This window comes from Hungatella hathewayi WAL-18680 (assembly GCF_000235505.1).
GTDB classification, from domain to species: Bacteria; Bacillota; Clostridia; order Lachnospirales; family Lachnospiraceae; genus Hungatella_A; species Hungatella_A hathewayi_A.
Genome location: NZ_JH379027.1, coordinates 59436 through 76099, shown reverse-complemented (window position 1 = coordinate 76099; position 16664 = coordinate 59436). Strand labels below are relative to the sequence as shown.

At 47.6% G+C, this 16664-nt stretch carries 11 protein-coding genes; 1 reads left to right on the top strand and 10 read right to left on the bottom strand.

Features of this window, described 5'->3' with window-relative positions:
• Nucleotides 1-10 precede the first annotated feature (10 nt).
• The 4 genes from HMPREF9473_RS00345 to HMPREF9473_RS00330 are packed head-to-tail and all read right to left on the bottom strand — an operon-like array spanning nucleotide 11 to nucleotide 7626.
• Nucleotides 11-2191 carry a protein translocase subunit SecDF gene (locus HMPREF9473_RS00345; RefSeq protein ID WP_006771587.1) on the bottom strand — a complete coding sequence of 727 codons (2181 nt, stop codon included), beginning with the start codon at nucleotides 2189-2191 and terminating at the stop codon, nucleotides 11-13.
• Nucleotides 2188-3852, bottom strand: coding sequence for a Na/Pi cotransporter family protein (locus HMPREF9473_RS00340; RefSeq protein ID WP_006771588.1), 1665 nt, complete (start codon nucleotides 3850-3852; stop codon nucleotides 2188-2190). The genes HMPREF9473_RS00345 and HMPREF9473_RS00340 overlap by 4 nt, the downstream gene beginning before the upstream one ends.
• The gene (gene ytvI, locus HMPREF9473_RS00335) at nucleotides 3852-4940 is read right to left on the bottom strand and encodes a sporulation integral membrane protein YtvI (protein ID WP_006771589.1); all 1089 of its coding nucleotides are present in this window, start codon (nucleotides 4938-4940) and stop codon (nucleotides 3852-3854) included. The genes HMPREF9473_RS00340 and ytvI overlap by 1 nt, the downstream gene beginning before the upstream one ends.
• Nucleotides 4941-4962: 22 nt before the next feature.
• Entirely contained in the window at nucleotides 4963-7626 is a 2664-nt protein-coding gene (locus HMPREF9473_RS00330; protein WP_006771590.1) for a cation-translocating P-type ATPase, read from the bottom strand.
• A 417-nt stretch (nucleotides 7627-8043) separates the two neighbouring features.
• Here HMPREF9473_RS00330 and HMPREF9473_RS00325 point away from each other — a divergent pair, with 417 nt between their 5' ends.
• Entirely contained in the window at nucleotides 8044-9879 is a 1836-nt protein-coding gene (locus HMPREF9473_RS00325) for a sensor domain-containing diguanylate cyclase (RefSeq protein ID WP_006771591.1), read from the top strand.
• Nucleotides 9880-9897: 18 nt separating this feature from the next.
• Here the strand turns inward: HMPREF9473_RS00325 and HMPREF9473_RS27995 are convergent, their stop codons facing one another.
• The 6 genes from HMPREF9473_RS27995 to HMPREF9473_RS00300 all read right to left on the bottom strand — a co-directional run bounded on the left by HMPREF9473_RS27995 (nucleotide 9898) and on the right by HMPREF9473_RS00300 (nucleotide 16663).
• Nucleotides 9898-10794: a PcfJ domain-containing protein gene (locus HMPREF9473_RS27995; protein ID WP_242830758.1), complete on the bottom strand. Its 897-nt coding sequence runs from the start codon at nucleotides 10792-10794 to the stop codon at nucleotides 9898-9900.
• A 1112-nt stretch (nucleotides 10795-11906) separates the two neighbouring features.
• Nucleotides 11907-12692, bottom strand: a complete 786-nt coding sequence (locus HMPREF9473_RS00315; RefSeq protein ID WP_006778099.1) for a Cas9 inhibitor AcrIIA9 family protein — start codon at nucleotides 12690-12692, stop codon at nucleotides 11907-11909.
• 53 nt (nucleotides 12693-12745) lie between these two features.
• A complete protein-coding gene (locus tag HMPREF9473_RS00310) occupies nucleotides 12746-13729 on the bottom strand; it encodes a DUF5688 family protein (protein WP_006771594.1) in 984 nt (327 codons plus the stop codon).
• A 57-nt stretch (nucleotides 13730-13786) separates the two neighbouring features.
• The gene (locus HMPREF9473_RS00305; RefSeq protein WP_242830757.1) at nucleotides 13787-15439 is read right to left on the bottom strand and encodes a YodL domain-containing protein; all 1653 of its coding nucleotides are present in this window, start codon (nucleotides 15437-15439) and stop codon (nucleotides 13787-13789) included.
• 1 nt (nucleotide 15440) lies between these two features.
• Entirely contained in the window at nucleotides 15441-15593 is a 153-nt protein-coding gene (locus tag HMPREF9473_RS27990; RefSeq protein WP_242830756.1) for a hypothetical protein, read from the bottom strand.
• A 26-nt stretch (nucleotides 15594-15619) separates the two neighbouring features.
• Nucleotides 15620-16663 carry a hypothetical protein gene (locus HMPREF9473_RS00300; protein ID WP_242663930.1) on the bottom strand — a complete coding sequence of 348 codons (1044 nt, stop codon included), beginning with the start codon at nucleotides 16661-16663 and terminating at the stop codon, nucleotides 15620-15622.
• Nucleotide 16664: the final 1 nt, after the last annotated feature.

Here is a 16664-nt window from a genome sequence, read left to right as displayed (position 1 = left end):
CTCCGCCAAGCTACTCCGTCCCCGTCTGCCACGCGTCCCTCTTCTTCACCCATAAAGCCCACAGGATACTGGCAATGCACACCGAAGAAAAACAGCCGCTGACAATTCCAAACAGCATAGGAAGAGAAAATTCAAAAATGGAAGGTATCTGGTAATACCATGACACTGCCACCAGAATCAGCACACCGATTACGGTTGTCACGGACGTATAGACAGACCGGGACAGACTCTGGGATACGCTCATATCCACTAACCAGAATATATCCTTCCCTTCCCCCTTCCTCATATTTTCCCGTATCCTGTCATAAATAACAATAGTGTCATTGATGGAATACCCAATGATCGTAAGCACCACCGCCACAAATGCGTCATTCAGAGGAATCGCAAAAACAAGGAACACGCCAAACACAATCAGCACATCATGTACCAGCGCCGCCATGGCCGCCAGCCCCGCGGAAAGCCCGGACAGAATCGAGAACCTAATCCATACATACAGAGTAATCAATACTGCCGCAAGTCCCATAGCGATTATAGATCGGTTTAACGCCTGCTGCCCGATATAGGGCTGGACAGAATACGTCTCCGAGAGCTCCGCGTTCATTTCTCCATATTCTCTGTGAATCAGATCCGTGGCCTGCTTCTGTTCCTGCGGGCTGATACCTTCCTTTCCGGCAAACGTAACAACCATGGACTGCCTTCCCTGTCCATCCTCCCTGGTAAACTGGACGCTCACATTTCTTCCAAGCGCTTCTCCCAGGGATGATGCCAGCCGTTCCGAATCCGTTTCCTCCTGAATCTCATATTTCAGTGTCGTTCCCCCGGTAAACTGGGTGTCCAAGCTCACGCCATTTCTGGCAAGTCCAAGGAAACCTAAAAACAGGGCCGCCGCCGATATGGACAGCCAGACCTTTCTGTGCTTCATAAACTGGTAGATCCGCTGTTCTTTCTTATAACGGAACCAGCCTGGAGAGGAAAAACAGCCCTCCTTCACCAGGGACAGCAGAACCACCTTTGAATAGTACACTCCAATTACAACATTGATAATAATACCGGCCAGTAGCGTATAACCAAAGCTAAGCATAGGACCTGAGCCGAAAATCATCAGAATGACTGCCACAATAGCGCTGGTAATGTTGCCGTCCATCACGGAACTGTAGGCCCGCTTATACCCGGCAAGAACCGCGTCCCTTAAAGAAGATCCATCTCTTAATTCCTCACCGATTCTTTCATTGATAATTACATTTGCATCCACCGCCATTCCCAGAGACAGGATAATACCCGCGATACCAGGAAGTGTCAGTGTATATTGGGGGACTGAGATGGCTAAAAGCTGCAGGCACATCTGAAAAGCCATTCCAAGGCAGGCCACAAAACCCGGAAGCCGGTATTTTATCACCATAAAGATACAGAGTAATACAAATGCCGCAATCCCGGCTCCCATCATGATATCCAGGGCGGCCGATCCCAGCGAAGGGCTGATTGTGCTGAAATTCCGGGTCGCCATAGAGTAAGGAAGGGCGCCCGCGTTGATTTTGTCAGACAGCTCCTTCGCCTCCCCATAGCTTTCCATTCCGTCAATAATAGCATTCCCGCCCGTAATCCGGTCCTTTACCACTGGGTTTGAGATCATGACATCATCCATAAATATCCCCATGCGCTGACCGGTCAGCTTCCCTGTGGCGTCCTCAAACTTCTTTGCCCCCTCCTCTGTAAAGTGGAGTTCCACGGCATACTGCTTTAATCCGGTTCCGCCGCTTTCCACAGGGCTGCTGGTAGAGACGTCCCTTCCTTCCAGCATGATATTTCCCGCCTCGTCGCGGAACGTCAGATTCGCCATTTCTCCCAGTTCTGCAATGGCTGCTTCCGGGTTAAACTGTGTCTCCCCTGATTTCCATGGAAAGCGGACAATCACATATCCCCGGTCGATGTCCGCCGTGACCTCCCTGTCCAGAATATTTTTATCATCCAGCCTGGATTCCATGATGTTGCGGGCAGCCGTGACCTCTGCCTCCGTGGGAGCGCGGTCTAGGCCCACCGGCTCAAAAACAGCCTCCACACCGCCGCGGATATCAATGCCAAACCTCATATCCCTGGCACCTTTTATCTCGTCCCCCAGCCCAAACCATACAACGGCAGCACTTATAACCAGCAGCAACAGCATAGCCGCCAGACTCTTTCTTCCAGGTTTCATAATTTCTCCTTTTCACTTACAGGGAGCCGGTCCGTCTCCTCCAGGCCGGCCCAGGCGCGTGCTATATTTAATACATGATCTCCAATCCTCTCAAAATCCGTCAAAATTTCTGAATACAGAATGGAAGTCTCAACATGGCAGGTTCCCACGCCCATACGTTCCATCTGGTTCAACCGGTACAAAGCTGCCTTATCATCAATCTCCTGCTCCAGCAGAGCGGCTTCCTCCGCCAGATAGCCCGAAGCAATATAATCCGCGTTGCAGAGCAGCCGCAGGGCGCACCTGCAGGACTGCCTCATTTCCGCCAACTCGTCCGACGCCTGATCTGACAGCTCCAGTTTCCGGTCCATCATGTTTTTGGCATATCCCGCCAGATTTTTTGCGTGATCTCCGATACGCTCTATGTTGCCGATAACCGTGAACATGTGGCGCAGGGCTTCCACCTCAGCCGGGGAATGCTCTGCCTGGAGAACCTTTGAGATTTTCCGCGACAGCCGTGCATTCAGCAGGTCGATTTCTTCCTCCCGCTCCAGGATTTTTTCCAATTCCGCCTCGTCCCTGTCCCCGAATGTCAGAAAGCCCTTGTCCACATTTTCCGCAGCCAGGGAAAGCATCCGCCCGATATCCTCCTTCAACTGTTTTCTGGCAATTACCGATACCCCCAGCACATGCTCTGACTCCAGCAGATCCTCAAACCAGCGTTCCTCCTCCGCCTTTCCCATGGCCTTATCAGGCAGAAGCCTTCCTGCCAACTGGGCAAGCTGTGCTCCAAATGGCAGCAGCAAAAGCGTTGTCACAATATTAAACAGCGTGTGCATGTTGGCAATCTGCGCCGCAGGATTATGTGGCGTAAAACTTCCCACCAGGCCTGTAAGCGGCCAAATGATACAGACAGCCGTAAATACAGCTGTTCCGATTACATTAAACAACAGATGGATCAGAGTCGCCCTCTTTGCGTCACGGCTCGCTCCAATAGAAGCAAGCGCCGCCGTAATGCAGGTTCCTATGTTCTGTCCAAACAGCACAAACACCGCGCTGTCTAAACCGATCAGACCACTGACAGCCAACGCCTGGAGGATTCCCACGGAAGCGGAGGAGGACTGAATGATGGCTGTAAAAACAGCTCCGGCCAAAATTCCGAGCAGCGGATTTGAGAACCGGGTCATAAGGTTGACAAATGCCTCCGATTCACGCAGAGGAACCATGGCCTCCCCCATCATGCCCATGCCGATAAACAGGATTCCCAAACCAGCAATAATACCTCCGGCAAACTGGGTCTGTTTCCTTTTAACAAAAAGTGCCAGCGCCACGCCAATAAAAGTAATGAGCGGGGCCAATTCACCAATATCAAGAGCTATCAGCTGCCCGGTGACAGTAGTTCCGATATTCGCTCCCATAATAATCCAGACTGCCTGCCTAAGCGTCATAAGTCCGGAATTGACAAAGCCCACCACCATTACCGTTGTGGCGGAAGAGGACTGAATCACCGCCGTAATGCCGGCGCCCACACATACCCCTAAAAAGCGGTTGGCTGTCAGGCGTTCCAGAATATGCTTCATACGGCTGCCGGCCGCCGCTTCCAGATTGACGCTCATCATCTGCATACCATATAAAAACAGCGCCAAACCGCCCAATAATCCAAAAAACATTCCCATACTCATTACTTTTCCTCCGCCATCTTAAATAATTTTATTGCTCCCTTTTCATTCAAGTGGCGCAGCAGGGAAATCCCGATTGGAAAACCAAACAGCCCCAGGACGCCAAACAACTGGGCGCCCACGAACATACCCGCCAGGGTCACAACCGGATGAACCCCGATCTGGCTGCCGACAATCTTTGGCTCTAATATATTGCGGACCACTGTAACAAACAGATAAACCAGCAAAAGTCCCAGCGCCAGCGGATAATCTCCCTGCAGCGCCGTAAGGATAGTCCACGGGATCATAATGCCTCCGGTTCCCAATACCGGAAGAATATCAAAGAGGGCAATTAAAAACGCAATTAAAACTGAATTTTTTACGCCAATGACAGACAGTCCTACTGCCAGCTCCACAAACGTAATCGTCATAATCAGCGCATAGGACCGGATACATACAAGCAAAGTGCCTACCACATATTCTTTGATCTGGAAAAATACATCTTTTGCTTTCCCATCAAGCTGCATCAGACAAAATCCCGTCAGCCGGTGGTAATCCAAAGCAATGAAAAACGTAGAAATAATCATGAGCAGGATTTCAATAAATAAGCCTGGCAGGGAAGAGGCAATCCCAGAGATATGCCCCATGGCGTCCATGGACAGGCCGGAAACCATCTGCCCCGCCGACTGGACGAACTGAGTTTCCAGTTCCATAAAGGCAGCCAGGAGTGTGTTGTCTACCCGGAAAATCGACTGCTCGAAGCTGTCAAACAGGCTGATTAAAGCAGGTTCTACATAATATGCGTAAATACCGGGCAGATTGGCTGTAAGTTCCTTTGCTGCGGACAAAGCCTTGACACCCAACAGAAATATTAAAAATCCGATGGTGCTGTAAAACAACAGCACCACCAGAATAGCCGCTGGCTTCCAGTTTAAGCGAAGCTTTCCTGACACAAATCCAATCGGGCCTTTTAAAACCCACGCAATCAGGAATGCCGCCACAAACGGGGAAAGCATGGACAAGCCATATTTTAAAACCGTAAAAGCCATTAAAAACAAAATTGAAAAATAAGCAAAATGGATAATGAATGCTCTCCTCTTTTCTGTTTTCATACGTTACCTCCTCGTATAGAAATCATCGTTTCTCCCTTTTCCTGGCGCGTTTCACCCACTTCACAGCCTCCATCTGAACAATGGACAGGATAGAAAGCCCCATAACGGTGAGCCACTGGGTTCCGGTTAAATAGGTCAGCCGGAAAGCGCTCTGCAGAGACGGGATAAACAGGATACATGCCATCAGACCGGCCGATACCAGGAACGATACAACCAGCCACGGGTTCGGCCCCTCCGCCCTCACCCAGATAGGTTCTGTGTTGGAGCGCTGGTTAAATGCACGAAGCATCTGAGAAATTGCCAGCACACTGAAAGCCATGGTCTGGCCTGTGGTATGGCTGCTCTGATCCGCTCCGATAAAGTACGCGGCGATTGTCATAGCCGCCACGAAAATTCCCTGTCGTATCACTCTGGCAATCAAATCGCGTTCAAACAAGGTTCCCGCCTTGACCGGCTTATGCTTCATAATATTTTTGCTTGCCGGGTCAACGCCCAAAGCCAGAGCCGGCAGTGTAGCGGTCGCTAAGTTTACCCAGAGTATATGAACGGCCAGAAGCGGAGCTTCCCAGTTAAATAAGGTTGCCAGAAACAAGGTTGTGATTTCCGCAATATTTCCCGCCAGCAAAAACTGGATTACCTTCTGGATATTCCGGTATACGCGGCGCCCTTCTTTGATTGCATAGGCAATCGTGGTGAAACTGTCGTCCAGGAGAATCATATCAGACGCTTCCTTTGCAACGTCCGTTCCTGTGCGTCCCATCGCCACACCAATATCTGCTGCTTTTAACGCCGGGGAGTCGTTTACGCCGTCACCCGTCATTGCAGCCACTTCGCCGTTCCTCTTTAAGGACTGGATAATGCGGAGTTTATCCGCCGGAGACACTCTTGCGAATACCGTGGCGTGTTCTACCGCCTGGTCCAGTTCCTCCTCACTCATGGCAGACAAGTCCTCACCCGATATTACGGTATCGCCATTCTGCCAGATGGAAAGCTCCTTCGCAATGGCAAGAGCGGTTACCTTATGGTCTCCCGTAATCATAATGGTGCGGATACCGGCGTTCCGGCAGGTCCGTACAGATTCGGCTACCTCTTTCCTTGGCGGGTCAATCATACCGGCCACGCCGATAAAGGTCATATCAAACTCAATATTTTCTTCTTCGTCCTCCGGCAGATGTTTCAGGGTTTTCACGGCAAATCCCAGCACTCGCAAGGCTTTTTGTGACATGGAATCACACATATCCTGAATCTGCCTGATATCGGTCTGCGTAATCGGACGCACACCCCGGGAAGTCAGCATACCCGTACACAAAGGCAGCATTTCGTCCACAGCGCCTTTTGTATAGGAAACCAGCTTCTGATTAATTTCATGAACGGTGGACATCCGCTTTCTCTCCGAATCAAAGGGCTGCTCAAACAGCCTGGGGTACGTTTCTTCCAATTCTTCATGGTCTATCCCAAATTTCTGTGCCAGGAAAATCAAGGCCCCCTCCGTGGGGTCTCCGATGATTTCTCCCTTGTGATCCGGGTCCAGACTCGCGTTGTTACAAAGCGCTCCAGCGTAAACCAGCTCCCGGTAAACGTCCGGGTGCTCTTTGTCCGCACATTCAACCGCTGTCGTTGTCCCCGCTTCAAAATCCCCGTTCACCGCAATCTGGGTGACGGTCATCTGGTTTAGGGTCAGGGTTCCTGTCTTATCGCTGCAAATTACCGTGGCGCTGCCCAGTGTTTCCACCGCCGGCAGCTTCCGGATTAAGGCGTTCTGCTTAGCCATTCTCTGGACACCCAGAGCCATGACAATCGTTGCCGTGGCAGGCAGTCCCTCCGGGATAATAGAAATTGCCAGAGATATAGCCACCAGAAACTGGGGAATCAACGGCCTTCCGTAAAAAGCGCCGATTGCAAAGATAAGGGCGCAGACAATGATACCCACCACGGTGAGGGTCTTACCCACCGCGTTCAGCTTTCTCTTTAACGGGGTATCCAGCTCATCCTGGTTTTCCAGAAGCCCTGCAATATTGCCGACCTCTGTACTCATACCGGTTGCCACCACCACGCCGGTTCCGTGGCCGTAGGTCACGATAGAGGAGGTATAGGCCATATTGGCCCGGTCTCCCAGCACACATTCCTGCGGCATAATCTCCTTGGCGTCCTTTTCCGATGGAACGGACTCCCCGGTGAGTGACGCCTCCTGTATTTTCAAATTCGCTGATTCGATTAACCGTAAGTCAGCCGGAACCATTGCCCCATCATCAATCAGGACGATATCTCCGACAACCAGTTCGCTGGCCGGCACAATACTTTCCTCTCTCTGGCGCAAAACCCTGGCGTTAGGCGCGCTCATCTGTTTCAATGCTTCGAGGGAGCTTTCCGCCTTCTTTTCCTGTACAATTCCGATTACCGCATTGATAATTACAATCGTCAGTATGACGATTGCCTCCGTCCATTCTGAAAGCACGGCGGAGAAAACAGCGGCGCCAATTAAAATCAGCACCATGGGATCGGTAATCTGGCTCTTAATCATCTGCCAGATGGTTTTTTTCGGTTTCTGACGCAGTTCATTGCGCCCGAAGCGGGCCAGCCTTTCGGCAGCCTCGGCATCGCTGAGCCCTTCTTCAGAGGTGTGTAACGCTTTGTAAATTGCCTCCGGCTCTGTTGCGTGCCAAGGCAGTCGCTTGTGATTTTCCATATAGGAAAGACCACTCCTTTCTTTTTGAGATATTATTAGTTATTTATTCTAAGTCAGAAGACAAAAAGACATAGCCCGCGCTTTTATAAAACAACGCAGGTTATGCCTTTTATGTACTGAAGCTTATTCGATTGTTTATATTACTATAACTTCGGGCAGCGTCGCTATCGGCGTCGTCCATATAGATTTAAGTTCCTTTCTGAAATAAAAATATGTTTATGTGTTTTATTGGCATTATATGAGCGAGGGCATCTCCTGTCAACAGGGATGATTCAATTTTAACAAATATTTAATACTTGCTATTCTAAGAAACTTATTAAAAAGACAGAATCCCTGATTCCATAAAACACATTGACCAGGTAGGTTGTGCCATTATATAATGTCAGTATTTACTGACACATTGGACAGGAGACTACAATGCGATTTTATAAAAAGCCATTATTCGCCATTAGCGTTTCACTTTTTTTGGTACTGGCGGTAATTATCATAACAACTCTCGTTTATAGTAATTCTGTCCATAAAGCTCTGCAAGAAGAAACCGATGCCTATATGGAGGAATTAACCAAACAAAATGCCCGGCTCATTTGTGAACGTATAAAAAGCGATCAAACCTATTTGGAAGGGCTGGCAGCTTCTATCAGTGAACTTGATGTGCCGCTATCATCTCCACAGACTTTGAGGATATTGAGCCAGTGGATTGATATAACCCGTTTTAAATGGATGGCAGCGGCTGATAAAGAGGGAAGGCTTTATGTGCCCGACTATCCGGAAACACCCGATATCTCCCAGGAGCCTTATTTTCAAAGTGCAATGAACGGCAGCTCCTCCGTCATGTGGCTGCCGGAAGTCGATGGAAAAAGTGAAAAACTTGTTATTTCCGTACCCATCACTGACAATGGACAGCCAGAAGGCGTATTGCTCGGGCGCTATTCTATGGAAAATTTATCCGAATTGTTTACAGTTGGCGCTTTTGATGGAAAAGGATATAACTATGTCATAAAATCAAACGGAAGCATAATTTTTCGGGCACTAACCGACCCCATAGCATCAAACTATAAGACGCTTAATGATATTGCAGAAAACACTTCCAGCACCTTGACATCGGACGATGTAAAAGTCATGCTCCGCAATATGAAATCTGGCACTGGCGGCAGTATCATTTATAATCGGGACGGGCAGGAGCGCATAATGAAGTTTATTCCAGTGGGGATCAATGACTGGAACCTGGCTCTGGTAATCCCCTCCAACGTCATTGATGCAAAAGCACAGTCCATCATAAGAAGTACGAGTTTTTACAGCGCTGTTATAATACTTTCATTTTCAGTTGTTGCTTCACTCCTTTTTTATTTGAAACATCAGAACCACAGGACACTCCAGAAATCCTATGAGAATATTCAGTCTATATACCGGACCGTGCCCAGCTCAGTGGTACAGTTCAAGAATAACCGCGACTATTCCATTTTGAGTGCAAATGACGCTTTTTATAATTTCCTCGCTTATTCACCACAAGAATATAACAAACGAATCGGCAGCTTTCTACTTCCTATCATCCACCCACAGGACCGTGACTCTATTGCCTCGCTTCCTGTCGGATTATCCGAACATGAGTTTCGGGTGCTGGACGCTAATGGGCAGACAAAGTGGGTTTATGGAAATTTTGATTGCTCTAATACTTCTCAAACAGTGCTGTGTGCCTTTTTCGACATCAGCGAACAGAAAAAATTGCTAATGAATGCCGAACAGGAGGCAATGATTGACCCTCTAACTGGTGTGAAAAACAGGCTGGCCGTTGAGAAAATACTTTCGGCGTTGCTCCACAAGGAAAATAGATCCGGCGCGTTGATAATGCTTGACTTAGATAGATTCAAACAAGTCAATGATACGCTCGGTCATCCGGAAGGTGACCGTGTGTTGCAGAAATTTGCACACTGCCTTATTGAAATCTTTGGCAGCAATAGTTTTGTGGCACGCCTCGGCGGTGATGAATTTATTGTCTTTTCAAATGAAATAGCGCTACCAGAAGATGCGGCTCGAAAGGCGCGGCAGCTTATTGATATAATGGCACAGCGGCTGGAGATGGAGGAAAAGAAATGCGGACTGGCTGTGAGTATAGGTATCGCCTTCTATCCATCAGACGCTGACAGCTTGACAGAATTAATAAAACTGGCGGACCAGGCTCTCTATCATGCAAAGCACAACGGAGGTAAGCGCTACATGCTTTATTCGGAAAAACAGAAAAGGGAAAAGGTATAAACGCCTTTTCCCCCTTGCTCAAGCTGCGGACTGCAGAACCGGCGCCTGCAAAATTTCCTGCTCCCATTCCTTCAGAAATACTTTAATGGGAGGAGTTGGTGCTCGGTTGGCAAACATGCTCGTCTGACCGATTTCCGCTCCATTCAATTCAACCGTACAAAGAGGCTTCTCCGGTTCATTGACTTTTCGTACAAAGAACACCAGGCATTGTCTTTTAACAACCATTTTGACATATGTTCCAATACAATGACGGAGTTTGTGTCCCTCCTCAATAATTTCTTTTACTGTGCGCGGGAGAGTTATAAAATATCCGTACTTCGAGAAGGCATACTGGCTGTTCAGTTTTTCATACAGCTTCCGGATCTGTCCCTCATACACCTTAGCCTGCTCCTTATCTGATAAATCATTGACCTTATCATGTGCTTTCGGAAGATTAGCCGGATAGAGGACAAAGCTGTTGCTTAAATCATATTCCAGTGCCTCACACATGGAAAGATAGTCTCTGTAGCTGTTTAAAAGTGATTCCATATCACGATATCCAGCTGTGGCCCAGCTTTTTGTTTTATATATCTCAAACTGTTCATCTGCATATCGGATTAATTTATAGGCTGTCATGTACTGTAATGGAACCGTCAGGTTTTCCAGCCGGCTGACCCCATTTCTCGCACACCAGTTAAAAAGTGTTACATCTAAATGAATGTGGTTCTTTAAATACTTTTTGATGAGTGTCAGCTGCTTGCTGCCAGGATTAATCTCCTGAAGCATCGGCAGATGGCTTTTATTCAGGCCCAGTACCTCTTGGATATTTTTACCCTTTTCATTAATTGTCTGACTCAACGCATAGCAGTAATAATCTGGATTCACAATATCTGCCGCTAATCTGTACAAGCCCAGCTTCACCATATATTCCAGCATCGGATAATCCAGGTATCTTTGCAGGTAATTTATCACATAAAATGGCGTCCTGTTTGCCTGATAGTAACGCTCCAGCTGGGAATACCTCCAGGGTGTGTTCTCCAGAACTAATTCCAGATTCCTGTCGTACAGATAGCCGTTATGATCCGCGTTAAAATTATATTGCCATTTGCTGAACACAGGACGGTTCCCCTTTTTCCATGGAGTAATATCCTGACAGCTAAATTGATGATAAAAATGCTCCGACTTTCTACGTCCTTCACGATCCGAATTTATGAATATTCTGGCGCTTTCATAGAGACTATCCTCTGGCACATCGGCATTTGGATATTTACGGTATACTTTAACAAAACGGACCACCAGCTCTTTCTCTGATATCTTCTGTAAGACCTGTACGGTTTCCCTGTCTATGACTGTTCCGCGCCGTCCGCGGCTTTTGTAAGTCACAGCCTTATTGCAATGCGGGCAGCTTCCTTCCGCATTATGTTTTATTCCTGACACTTTTACCGCTTGTTTGCAGGCAGTACAGTATCCGTCCATTTCCTTTCTGTCCTTAGAATACGTGTAAAATATGTAGGCCGGCACAATTTCCCGGTCTATCCAGCCCTTTATCCCTCTGGGAAGCCCAGGAACTGTTTTCATTTTTTCAATAATTTTCCTCTGCATTTTATGCCTCTTTTGCAGCATACTTTGATACATCATTCTGGACTGCAGGGAGTTCAGGCAGGAAAAGCCGTCTTTCTGATCCGTTTTGCAGAATTGCATGACTCTCTTTTCATCATTCATGGAATAGAACGCGCATTTATTTTTGAATAAATAGTACCTGTCTAAATTGTCAAAAGCTGCGCTTCTCCAGAAGGTTGAGCCATCATCACGGCGGGCAAGAGTGAAATACTGTTTACGGCTCTGAAACATGGTCCACAAGGGACGTGTTTCTCCTGCCGCCACCTTTTTCCTGTCATAGATATGCAAAATAAGAACCCTCTGGTGATCCACATTCCTTACCTCTGACTTCACAATGTATTGAATCTGCTCCGCACAGAACAGACCATGGTTCAAATCCATACTCCATTTTGGTTCTGCAAATTTCCGGCATACCTTTTTATTCAACTTCATCCTGCCTTCACCTCCGTTATAAAATCTAACATGAGCTGACCTGTAACGCCTTCATCGGCCGAGACCTCCTGTTTCTCCGGCTCCTGTTTTTTCTCCGTTTTTTTCCTGACTGCTTTCTGAGGCTTACCGGCTGTTTTTGCGTGGTACTGCCTGGAAACAAATTTCTCCTCCTTCTCCTTATCTTCTTCCGCGTCCAAATCTCTGAAATAATCCTCGGCCCACTGATAACAGAGGTCGTCCGGCACATCCTCACCATATAATCCTGTTGTTAGTTCGACATTGTTATTCTTCATTTCCTGCTCAATAAAATCTTTGGCTCTGCGGTAAATGTATCTGAAGCAGTGAATCATATTTTTCCTAGGGTGCATAACCAACCGGGCAAAATCCGGGCTTTCCAGGCACAGAGTCTGTATATGCTCCGACACACACTCCTTCATATTCCGCCGTGTCAGCCGCTCCGTATCGGCGCTGACACGCTTCATAGAAGCGGCCATGACCTCATCGTTGTCCATGGTTTTTAATCTGTCCTGCTGTTCCTGCTCTGCTTTCTTTTTTGCCTGCTGCCTTGCCTCCCATTTTTCTTTACGTCTAGCTTCGGAAGCTTCATGCTCCATGCGTTTTTCATCCTCTTCCTGTATTTCATCCTCGTCCTTTTCCTTTGTCTCAGCCCGGCTGTCCTCCAGATCAGAGGGCAGCATCAGTTCCTCCGCAGCGGTATCCACCGGATTCAAAACTCCTGTTTCATCACGCTGCAACACATGAATATTTAAAGAATCCTGCATCAGTAAATTCTCCTTTTCTATTTGCTGTAATTGTTAAATTGTATCTCTCAACCTCATAATTCCGGACCCCTGTATGCAATGGTGATAGAATCCTCATTTCTGTTATAAAGATAAATGCTGTTTGATAACCGGTCCTCCCTTAAAACCTCGTCTCTATTAACCTCTTCTACCATATGTGAGAGGTATTCGTAATTCCCATTTGCCAACATTTGGGGAATCAACATCACCTCATGGATGCTCGAAGGAAGTATTACAATATTATCTCTATTGATCTGGGCAAACTTTTTCAAACCATCTCCATGTACAAGAGTGGAAGCTCCCTGTATCCCTAATTTTGTTGTCATAATCCAAAAACCCTGCTCATGGGAAATATCTTCCTCTGATATTATCAGATCCAGGTTTCCATCGTTTTCTTCCTCCACCTCCTTTATGACACTCATGACAGATTTTATCCTAACCGGACAGCAGGCGCGCATATTGTAAAGAGCGTCATTATAAATACGTTCTTTCCCAATACCCCACATTTCCAGGTGATGATGCTCCACAGCAGCGGTAAGTATTCTCTGGCTGTTGCTGTCAATCTCAACATAGAACATGATTGCCAGATCAAGAAACGGAACATGGGGCATTCCTTCCAGACGGGCTTTATTTGCCTCATAATTTACCAGCTTCAGCCTGATTTTTGATTGTACAGCCTCGTAATCGGCCAAACCGCCAATATCTATCAATTCCTGTACCCCTCCTTCACCTTGTATCCTCATAATTTCATCGACGATTTCAACCATACTCATTCGGCCATCCACATATTGATCGTAATATTTATCAAGATAGATTAGCGGTGATTCTTTGCCATGTTTCTTAAACAATATACCCGTCAGCTGCTGCCCGTTATTGTGGGTAATTCTTTTAATCAGCACCTCACATGTGCCGACCATCTTGTTTCGGATTCTGTCAGTTACTTCGTAAATAAAATCAATTTTTAACATTTCTTCCCTCCTGATAACAAAAGCGTGGAGATCGGTTTTAACCTGCTCCACGCCTTTGTTTTACCTTTAAACTTTAATCTGTTTGCTTCTCAATCCCTTATGCCGGGATTAGTTCATTTCCTTCATAGGCTTTGCAAAAAAAGGTGAAAAGTTTACCGGAACAAAATTTCCTTTATCCCGATAAAAATAACTCCTCTTACCCTGATCATATAACTCCACCACATCGGACGGCGCCAGACTGCGCCCGTGATAATGTTCCGGCAATTTTCCGCTATAACGGCTGAAAATGTAATCCAAAACCTGCTCTTCCAGCATATCCGCAGGACAAATCAGCGTATCCTCGCACATCAGCCGGTATTCCACCGCAGGCGGCTGCGTATAGTTTGCTTTGTACAGCGCTTCAATTCCCATAAAAGCAAAGGGAATGGTCTTTTGCTCCCCGTCAAAATCTAACTGATAAATACGGAACTTCCAACAGTGCCGCTGGGAATTTAAAAGACATTCCAATTCCGATGCTTCGTTCCGGGTATACAGCTCGTATTCTGCTTTTGCCAGCCCTAAATATTCCTGCAGACTGATTCCTTTTTTCTGATCCGTCTGCCAATCAGCTATATAACTGCCAATAGCTTCAAAACTGCATTTGCCAAAAAGATAACTCGCTTTAAAGCTCGATTTAGGATTTTCTTGTACCAGTTTTTCCTTCCTTCGGAGCGCAAGCTGCCAGTCGTCGATTCCTTTATAATTAGGATTCCATGTCAGCGGCCGGCAATCCATTCCATATCTCCTTGCCATCAGATATATTTTGGATGCTCCCTTAGATGTCATATTGTTATTAAACTTATCCATATCATTTGCCTCGACAATCAGCTCCGTTCCATTCCGGGCCAGCGCTGCAAACAAAGGGTCCAGCGGCCCAACATTATTGGCTCCGGCAACAGCCACAAAGGAGCGGTCCATCAGCATATGGGCTATATCTGCTTTCAGCAGTCCTTCCGTAATATAGACGGTGCGCGCACATGGATTCCCAATAAAATGAACGGGACTTCCCGATGTGACTCCCATATTTTTGTTAGAAGATGAAAGCCAGATATATTTCGTCCCCGCCTTATCCGGCGGATCGTTCTTATCTTTCATTGGGATATCCAGCAATATCTGGGCGCCGCGGATGAAACCGTCTATGCCAACCGCCGGGATCAGAATACCTGATGACCTGCGGTTAAACTTTACCGTCCATCGGTTGTCTTCGTCCAGATAAAAACCTGGAACGCCCTGTACCGTACAGCCCTGCTGAATTATCCGATCAGTAAGAGAGCGGCATTGAGAGGGCGGAGGTGTGCTTTTAAACCCCAAAATGTCAATTTGTTCATCCGTCAGGCCGCGCTTATCAGAGCGCAAATGCAATCTGTGCGGTGTTCTCAATGTCAACATACCAAAAAGCAGCGAAAGAGTCTGATGTATCTCCTGTATACTGGCGCGGGGGGATTGTGGTGTTTCTTCTAATCTCCTGCCGGCTTGTACCATAGCGTTTTCCGGTAAAGCAACGGGTGTAGGTTCTCCCGAATCAGAATCAGCGGCACGCCCTCTGGCATTTATTGCCGGCGAGCTGCTGTACACGGTATTCTCTATTCGGAGCGCCTCGCGTATTTCTCTGTTCGCCTCCGAGTTAGTAATATGGTTCAGCCTTGCATACAGACTTAACATTCCCCCCTGCTCTCCGCAATAATTACAGCGCCACACATTCTTGACATAGTTCAGGTTCATTTTACCCCGCCGGTCTCCGCAGAATGGGCAGTCTGTATAAATGCTGTTTGGACCAGGCCGGCGTCTCTGCAAATGAAGCAGCTCCGCCACATCCAATATTCCATATGGGAAATCCTGGGGATAAGAGTCCATCTGCCGTTTCTCCCTTCTTCATGGCTGCGTGTCTTATTCCGTGTTTCTTTAGCCAGCCTTTTGGCCGTTTAAGGAATCCCACATGATCTGGGCCGCCGCACGGAGGATATTGTTGTTCTTTTTATATCCGTAAACATACCATTTCAGGCTCGGCGGCCGGCGCTCTGCTACCTCGGCCATGGTCCAGCCGCTGCAGGTTCCTTCATCGACCGTTACATTCTGGGCTTCCTCAAAGGTCATTCTCTTTATGATTTCCGCCACAGGCATATCAGCCGTATAGCTGACCTGGCTCTGGGGTGTTTCCTGCGCCATCGGTTCCAAAGCCGCCCTGTTTTCTGGGAGAGACGTATCTGTTTTCAGGCTTTTCACTGTGCTTTCAGCCGTTACAGCCTCCATCAGCTCTGTTGGCAGCTGGTCCATCTCCCCGCTGTTATCGGAACGAGCCTCACTGGTTAAGGTTTTATCTGCCTCCAGTATTGTGACTGTCCTTTCTTCCTTCTCTGGGATAGAAGTCGATTCCGTCACCCTTTTCACCTCTGTGGAAGATGTTTGCGGCGTTACTGTCCTGTAATCTGCCCGTGTTGGGATTTTGGCGGGTTCAACCACATTGTTATCGTTCCGGACAGTCTGTACATCAGCTAAAGGAATTTCGCTCCCATACCGTTCCCCATTTCTGCCAACGCAGATATCAGAAAACTGCAGGCCGAAACCGGCGTTTGTCAGCGCCTCGTCCAATGCTGCCTCCTGAGCCGCCTTTACATAGTGACCGTTTGAAATTTCCTCCCGGGTACAGGCGGCTGTAAAGTTTCCTATGGGTTCCGAATCACTGCGGTCTAAATACACTCCAGCTTCAAAGATTGCAAGCTGTTCCGTAATACGGAGAGCGTTGAGCTTCAGCCTCCCATGGGGGTGGGCCAGCCTGAACCACAGCTTTTTATAGCGGAGGTCCAGCTTTAAAACCTCCTCATTACCCGTCCTTGAAACAGTACGGCGCAGCAGCTTACGCGGGTCAAAGCCCGGAACCTTGTTCAGTTCTGCCACAGCAGGAATCCTTTCGTACAAAGATGTTACATGATGTTTCTTTTCACTCATT

What these genes read in the sequence shown, in the direction of transcription:
- HMPREF9473_RS00305 (WP_242830757.1), bottom strand. Translation starts at nt 15,439, where the DNA reads ATGAACCTGAACTATGTCAAGAATGTGTGGCGCTGTAATTATTGCGGA.
- HMPREF9473_RS27990 (WP_242830756.1), bottom strand. Translation starts at nt 15,593, where the DNA reads ATGAAGAAGGGAGAAACGGCAGATGGACTCTTATCCCCAGGATTTCCC.
- HMPREF9473_RS00325 (WP_006771591.1), top strand. Translation starts at nt 8,044, where the DNA reads ATGCGATTTTATAAAAAGCCATTATTCGCCATTAGCGTTTCACTTTTT.
- HMPREF9473_RS00345 (WP_006771587.1), bottom strand. Translation starts at nt 2,191, where the DNA reads ATGAAACCTGGAAGAAAGAGTCTGGCGGCTATGCTGTTGCTGCTGGTT.
- HMPREF9473_RS00315 (WP_006778099.1), bottom strand. Translation starts at nt 12,692, where the DNA reads ATGCAGGATTCTTTAAATATTCATGTGTTGCAGCGTGATGAAACAGGA.
- HMPREF9473_RS00300 (WP_242663930.1), bottom strand. Translation starts at nt 16,663, where the DNA reads ATGAGTGAAAAGAAACATCATGTAACATCTTTGTACGAAAGGATTCCT.
- HMPREF9473_RS00330 (WP_006771590.1), bottom strand. Translation starts at nt 7,626, where the DNA reads ATGGAAAATCACAAGCGACTGCCTTGGCACGCAACAGAGCCGGAGGCA.
- ytvI (WP_006771589.1), bottom strand. Translation starts at nt 4,940, where the DNA reads ATGAAAACAGAAAAGAGGAGAGCATTCATTATCCATTTTGCTTATTTT.
- HMPREF9473_RS27995 (WP_242830758.1), bottom strand. Translation starts at nt 10,794, where the DNA reads ATGCTGGAATATATGGTGAAGCTGGGCTTGTACAGATTAGCGGCAGAT.
- HMPREF9473_RS00340 (WP_006771588.1), bottom strand. Translation starts at nt 3,852, where the DNA reads ATGAGTATGGGAATGTTTTTTGGATTATTGGGCGGTTTGGCGCTGTTT.